General features: G+C 74.3%; 4 protein-coding genes. 2 read left to right on the forward strand and 2 right to left on the reverse strand.

Annotated features, from left to right (window positions below; all coding sequences use genetic code 11):
- Together AX737_RS01295 and AX737_RS01300 are read left to right on the forward strand one after the other, a co-directional pair.
- On the forward strand, nt 1-1208 hold a 1208-nt coding region (locus tag AX737_RS01295), incomplete at its 5' end, for an AMP-binding protein (protein ID WP_156453455.1).
- 352 nt (nt 1209-1560) lie between these two features.
- Nucleotides 1561-1905: a hypothetical protein gene (locus AX737_RS01300; RefSeq protein ID WP_066918360.1), complete on the forward strand. Its 345-nt coding sequence runs from the start codon at nt 1561-1563 to the stop codon at nt 1903-1905.
- A gap of 128 nt (nt 1906-2033) precedes the next feature.
- Here AX737_RS01300 and AX737_RS01305 read toward each other — a convergent pair whose 3' ends face one another.
- Together AX737_RS01305 and mfd are read right to left on the reverse strand one after the other, a co-directional pair.
- Entirely contained in the window at nt 2034-3239 is a 1206-nt protein-coding gene (locus AX737_RS01305; RefSeq protein WP_066918362.1) for a UbiH/UbiF family hydroxylase, read from the reverse strand.
- A gap of 265 nt (nt 3240-3504) precedes the next feature.
- Nucleotides 3505-6043 (reverse strand): transcription-repair coupling factor (mfd, locus tag AX737_RS01310; RefSeq protein WP_066918365.1); only part of this gene is annotated, 2539 nt, incomplete at its 5' end.

Raw genomic sequence — 6043 nt, forward strand, 5'->3', positions numbered from 1 at the left:
TCCCGGCCCGCCCCGCCTTCGTGGACCTCGGCGACAAGCCCGGCTGGAGCGGCCGGCCCGGGATGAGCTGGACCTACGGCGCCGCGGCCGAGATCGTCGCCCGCCTCGCCCGCGGCATCCGCGCCTGGCGCCTCGCGCCGGGCAGCCGGGTCGGCCTCTGGTTCGCGGGCAGCAGCGAGTCCCTCGTCGCCCACCTCGCCGTGGAGGCCGCCGGCCACGTGCCCTGCCCGATGCCCGCCGCCTGGGAGGAGGCCCAGGTGCTGGCCGCCGTGGAGGCCGCCGGGATCCCGGCCGTGCTGACCCAGGCCCGGCTCGGCGGCCGCCGCCCCGCCGAGATCCTGTGCCGGGTCGCCCTGCAGCACTTCGCCCTGCGCTATCTGGCCGCCTTCGGTCCCGACGTGCCCGACGGGGTGATCAACCTCGACGCCCTGGCGCTGGAGCGCGGAACCGGCCCGGCCGAGGCGCCGCCCCCCGCCCGCGGCCTCGTGAGCTTCGCCGGGCGCGATCCCGCGCGGCCCGTCTACCGCCCCGGCGAGGCGCTGCTCGCGGCGGCGGCCCTGCACCTCGACGCCGCCCGGATCGGCCCGGGCGAGCGCCTGCTCACTCTGCTCCCGCCCGACGACCTGCGCGGCCTCGCGACCGGGCTCGGGGCCGCCCTGGTCGCGGGCGCGACGCTCGCCTGCATGCCGGTGCTCGACGCCGCCGCCCTGCGGGGGGCGCTCACCGCGGCCGAGCCCCGGGGGCTGCATCTGGTCGCGCCCGCCTTCCTGGAGAGCGTCCTGCACGAACTGCCCCTCGGCGGCCTGCGCGCGCTGACGCTCGCCCACCGGGCCCCGGCCCGGCTGACCGCGCGCCAGCTCCGGACCGGCCGTCTCGACGGGCCCCGCATCGTCGACGCGCTCGCCCTCGACGAGGAGGCCCTGCTGAGCCGCGCCCGCGGGGCCGACGACATCGCCCTGGCGCTCGCCGATCCCGCCGGCACGGCGCTGCCCGCCGGGCTGATGGAGCTGCGCTGCGGCGCGGACGGCAGCCTGAGCCTGCGCGGCGCCGCCTGCCGGGCCGGCCCGATCCGCGACGGGATGCCCGCCCTGCCCGGGGCGGAGGCGTGGCGCCCGGCCCCCTACCGCGCCACCCTGCTGGCCGGGACGGCCACCGGCCTCGTGCCGGCCGACCAGCCGGTGCCGGCCGACCAACCGATGCCGGGCTGAAGCCAGGTTCCGGTCCGACGACCGATGCCGGCCCGGACCGGGGACGCCGACTTTTTCGGATGAGCCCGATCGGGCCCGGTCGAGGGAGGCGGTCGGGGCCGCGCCGCGTCCGGCCGGCCGCCCGTGCCGGCCCCCGAAGGGCGGCGTGTCGTGCCTTTTCAGGGCGTTGCGCGCGCGGGCTCGTGCTCCGCGCGAGCGCGCGGGCGGATTTTTCGCGCGCGGTTCATGTGCGGCTCAGGCGGGCCGCCCTATCTTCGCACTGCAAACTTGCCGGCGAACCAAATCGCGTTGCCGCAAGTTAACGCCGCGGGCCTCTTCCCACGAGGCGCACGATAGGATACCGCTCAAGCTTATGGGTGCGCTGCAACAAGTGCTGGTGGTCGATGACGGCGTCCGCGCCGTCGACCACTCACTCGCCGGCGAACTGGCCGAGCTCGGCTACGCCAGCGTCACGGCCTCGCTCGAGGCGGCCGACGACGTCCTCGCGGTGATCGCGCGGCCGGCCGCCGTCCTGCTCCAGGCCTCCTCCAGCCGCGATGCCGAGTACCGGCGCCGCGCCGAGCGCCTGCGTCACCAACTGCGCGACCGCGGCATTCCGATCATCGACATCGACGCGAGCCGCACCCGCGGGTCCGGCGGCCCCGTCGATCTCCAGAGCCGCATCGGCGCCTACGTGCTGCAGGAGCCGGAGCGCTAGGGCGCCCGATTCGTTCCCCATCCCGATGTCTAGGCGCGGATGATGGCATCCGCGCGACACCCTCTCCCCCCTCGCCTACAGGTCGCCGCATCGCCGCGCGGTGACGGCGCGCACGCAACCGGCCGGGTTCAGCGTCGGGCCCGCATCAGCTCCGGCACACCGAATCGCGGCAGCACGCCCTCGCGCATCACGGCGCGGCGCAAGGGACCGACCGCCTGCATGGCGACGAGGCCGAGGCCGCGCAGCGCATCGACCGGCGCCAGCGCCGAGAGCAGGCTGCGGTTGAGCCCGTTCACGGCCGCGGTGCGCAAGGCGGCGTCGCGGCGGCGGTCGCGGGCGAATCCGGCGAGCGCGGCGCGCGAGCCCGGGTCGCGCCCGTCCGCGACGGCCCGGCACACGGCGTCCCGCAGGGCGGCGGCGTCGCGCATCCCGAGGTTCAGCCCCTGGGCGCCGATCGGCGGGAAGACGTGGGCCGCCTCCCCGATCAGCGCGAGGCGGTGGGCCACCGGGCTCGCCACCGAGAGCCCCCGCATCGGTACCCGGCCGCGCGGCCCGTCGATCCGCATCCGCCCGAGCATGCCCTTGGCCTGGGCCTCGATCGCGGCGGCGAGGCCCGCCTCGTCCAGCGCCGAGAGCGCCTCGGCCCGCTCGGTATCCGTGACCCAGACGAGGCTGGAGCGGTGCCCGCCCGGCAGGGGTACCAGGGTGAAGGGTCCCTGCCTTGTGTGGAACTCGGTCGAGACGTCCCGGTGCGGCCGCTCGTGGGCCAGGATCGTGGTGAGCGCCGCCTGGGGGTAGGACCAGTCGCGCACGGCGATGCCGCTGCCCACGCGCAGGCGCGAGCGGGCGCCGTCCGCGGCCACCACGAGGCGGGCCGCGACCGCGCCGCCGCCTGCCAGCGTCAGGCGGGCCTCGGCCTCGCCGGCCCGGCAGATGTCCGCGTCCTGCTCGATCAGCGCGAGGTTCGGCGTCTCCCGGGCGCGGGCGCGGAGCGACTCGACGAGGCCGGCGCTCTCGACGTTCCAGCCGAAGGCGTCGAGCCCGATCTCGGTGGCGTGGAAGCGGGCGGGCGGCGGGCGGAACAGGCTGCCGGTATCGTCCACGATCTGCAGCACGGCGAGCGGCGCGGCCTGGGGGGCGAGCGGGCCCCAGGCGCCGAGCGCGTCGAGGAAGCGCACCGAGCCGTCGAGGAGCGCCACGGTGCGCCCGTCCGCCACGGGGGCGTGCCGGCCGACGAGGGCGGTCGAGACGCCGGCCTGCGCCAGCGCCAGCGCGGCGGCGAGCCCGGCGGCGCCCGCGCCGACGACGGCGACCTCGGTGCGGGTATCGGTCACGGGCTGGGCCTCCGGCGGTAAGCGGCGTCTTACACTGTCAGATAGGACCGCGTACCGGGTCCGTCGCGGGTGCGCCGATGCCGCGGCGGTCCTGGATTCCAAAGGTCGAGACCTTTGGCGGGTGCAGGGCAGAGCCCTGCCGTTGATCTCTGCCCCCGGCAGAGCCGGGGGCAGAGATCAAATCCGGGGCTGCACCCCCCGGGACCCCGCCTGCAGCGCCTTTAGGCGCCGAAAGGGACTCGTCCCTTGGGGATCCCAGGACTCGCTACGCCGCCTTCTTCGCCTTGCGGGCGATGCCGGCGAGGCTGCGCAGCACCTCGGTCGCGGTCTTCAGGCGGGCCGGGATCGTGGTGAGCTCGCGGATGAAGACCACGCTCATGTCGGGCCGCACCTTGGCGAAGGAGCCCTGCTCGGCCACCAGCGCCACCAGCCCCTGCGGGTTGGCGAAGCTCCGTTCGCGGAAGTGGACCACCACGCCCTTCGGCCCGGCCTCCACCTTCTCGACGTTGGCCGCCATGCAGAGCAGCTTGATCGTGCCGATCTTGAGGAGCTGCTCCACCTCCGGCGGCAGCGGCCCGAACCGGTCGATCAGCTCGGCCCCGAAGCTCTCCATCTCGGCGTCGTTCTCGATGGTCGCGAGCCGCCGGTAGAGGGCGAGGCGCACGCCCAGATCCTCCACGTAGGTCTCGGGGATGGTGACGGGCGCGCCCAGCGCGATGGTCGGCGACCACGCCTCCTCCGGCACGTCCTCGATGCCGGCCTTGAGCGCCATCACCGCGTCCTCCAGCATCTGCTGGTAGAGTTCGTAGCCGACCTCCTTGATGTGGCCGGACTGCGCGTCGCCCAAGAGGTTGCCGGCCCCGCGGATGTCGAGGTCGTGGCTTGCCAGCTGGAAGCCCGCGCCGAGCGTGTCGAGGCTCTGCAGCACCTTCAGGCGCTGCTCGGCCTGGGCGGTGAGCGTGCGGTTGGCCGGCGTCGTGAACAGCGCGTAGGCGCGCGCCTTCGACCGCCCGACGCGGCCCCTGAGCTGGTAGAGCTGCGAGAGGCCGAACATGTCGGCCCGGTGCACGATCAGGGTGTTGGCGGTCGGGATGTCGAGGCCCGATTCCACGATCGTGGTCGAGAGCAGCACGTCGAACTTGCCCTCGTAGAAGGCCGTCATCACGTCCTCCAGCTGCCCCGCCGCCATCTGGCCGTGGGCCACCGCGACCTTGATCTCGGGCATCTCCGCGTCGAGGAACTTCTTCACGTCCGCCAGATCCTCGATCCGAGGGACGACGTAGAAGGCCTGGCCGCCGCGGTAGCGCTCGCGCAGCAGCGCCTCGCGGATGGTCAGCGGGTCGAACGGCGTCACGAAGCTGCGCACCACCAGCCGGTCGACCGGGGGCGTGGCGATGATCGAGAGTTCGCGCACGCCCGTCATGGCGAGCTGGAGCGTGCGGGGGATCGGGGTCGCCGAGAGGGTGAGCACGTGCACGTCGGCCTGGAGCGTCTTCAGCCGCTCCTTGTGGGCCACGCCGAAATGCTGCTCCTCGTCTACGATGATCAGGCCGAGGTCCTTGAAGGCGATGTTCTTCGCGAGCACCGCGTGGGTGCCGACCACGATGTCCACCGTGCCCTGCGCCAGCCCCGCCCGGGTCTGCTTCAGCTCGCCCGCGGAGACGAAGCGCGAGAGCTGGGCCACCTGGACGGGCAGCCCTTTGAAGCGCTCGGCGAACGTCCGGTAGTGCTGGCGGGCGAGGAGCGTAGTGGGCACCACCACCGCCACCTGCTTGCCGGAGATGGCGGCCGCGAAGGCCGCGCGGAGCGCCACCTCGGTCTTGCCGAAGCCGACATCGCCGCAGACCAGCCGGTCCATCGGCCGGCCGGCGTTGAGGTCGGTGAGCACCGCGTCGATGGCGTTGGCCTGATCCTCGGTCTCGTCGTAGGGGAAGCGCGCCGCGAACTCGCCGTAGAGCCCGTCCGGCGGATGCAGGCGCGGCGCCTGCCGCACGAAGCGCTGCGCGGCGACCTTGATCAGCTCGCCCGCCATCTCGAGGATGCGGCGCTTCATCTTGGCCTTGCGGGCCTGCCACGCGCCGCCGCCGAGGCGGTCGAGCGCAACCTCCGAATCCTCCGAGCCGTAGCGGGTCAGCAGCTCGATGTTCTCGACCGGCAGCAGCAGCAGGCCGCCGGTGTACTGCAGCTCCAGGCAATCGTGCGGGGCGCCCGCCGCCGTGATGGTCTTGAGGCCGACGAAGCGGCCGATGCCGTGGTCGGCATGGACCACGAGGTCGCCGGGCTGGAGCGCCTGCACCTCCAGAATCACGTCCTGCGGCCGCTTGGCCTTGCGCTTCTGGCGCACCAGCCGGTCGCCCAGGATGTCGCCCTCGGAGACCACCGCGAGCTCGCCCGCGACGAAGCCGGCTTCCAGGCCCCAGACCGCGACCGCCGCGTCGGTGCCGCGCTTGAGCGCGTAGACATCGGTGAGCCGGGTGATCGCCACGGGCTTGCGGAAGCCGTGGTCGCTGAGCACGCCGCAGAGCCGGTCGCGCGAGCCGTCGGACCACGCGCCCAGGATCACGTGATGCCCGGATCCCTGCAGCTCGCGGATATGGGCCACCGCCGCGTCGAACACGCTCGCCGACTCGCTCTGGCGCTCGGGCGCGAAGTTGCGGCCCGCCCTGGCCCCGCAATCGATCACCGCGCGGGACGCGGATTCGGGCTCCGAGAACGGGCTGAGCTGGACGGTGCGGGCGGTGCCGACCCGCTCCTTCCACTCGTTCGGGGTGAGGTAGAGCGCGCGCGGCGGCAGCGGCTTGTAG

The sequence above is a fragment of the Methylobacterium sp. CCH5-D2 genome (genome assembly GCF_001556475.1).
GTDB lineage: Bacteria > Pseudomonadota > Alphaproteobacteria > Rhizobiales > Beijerinckiaceae > Methylobacterium > Methylobacterium hispanicum.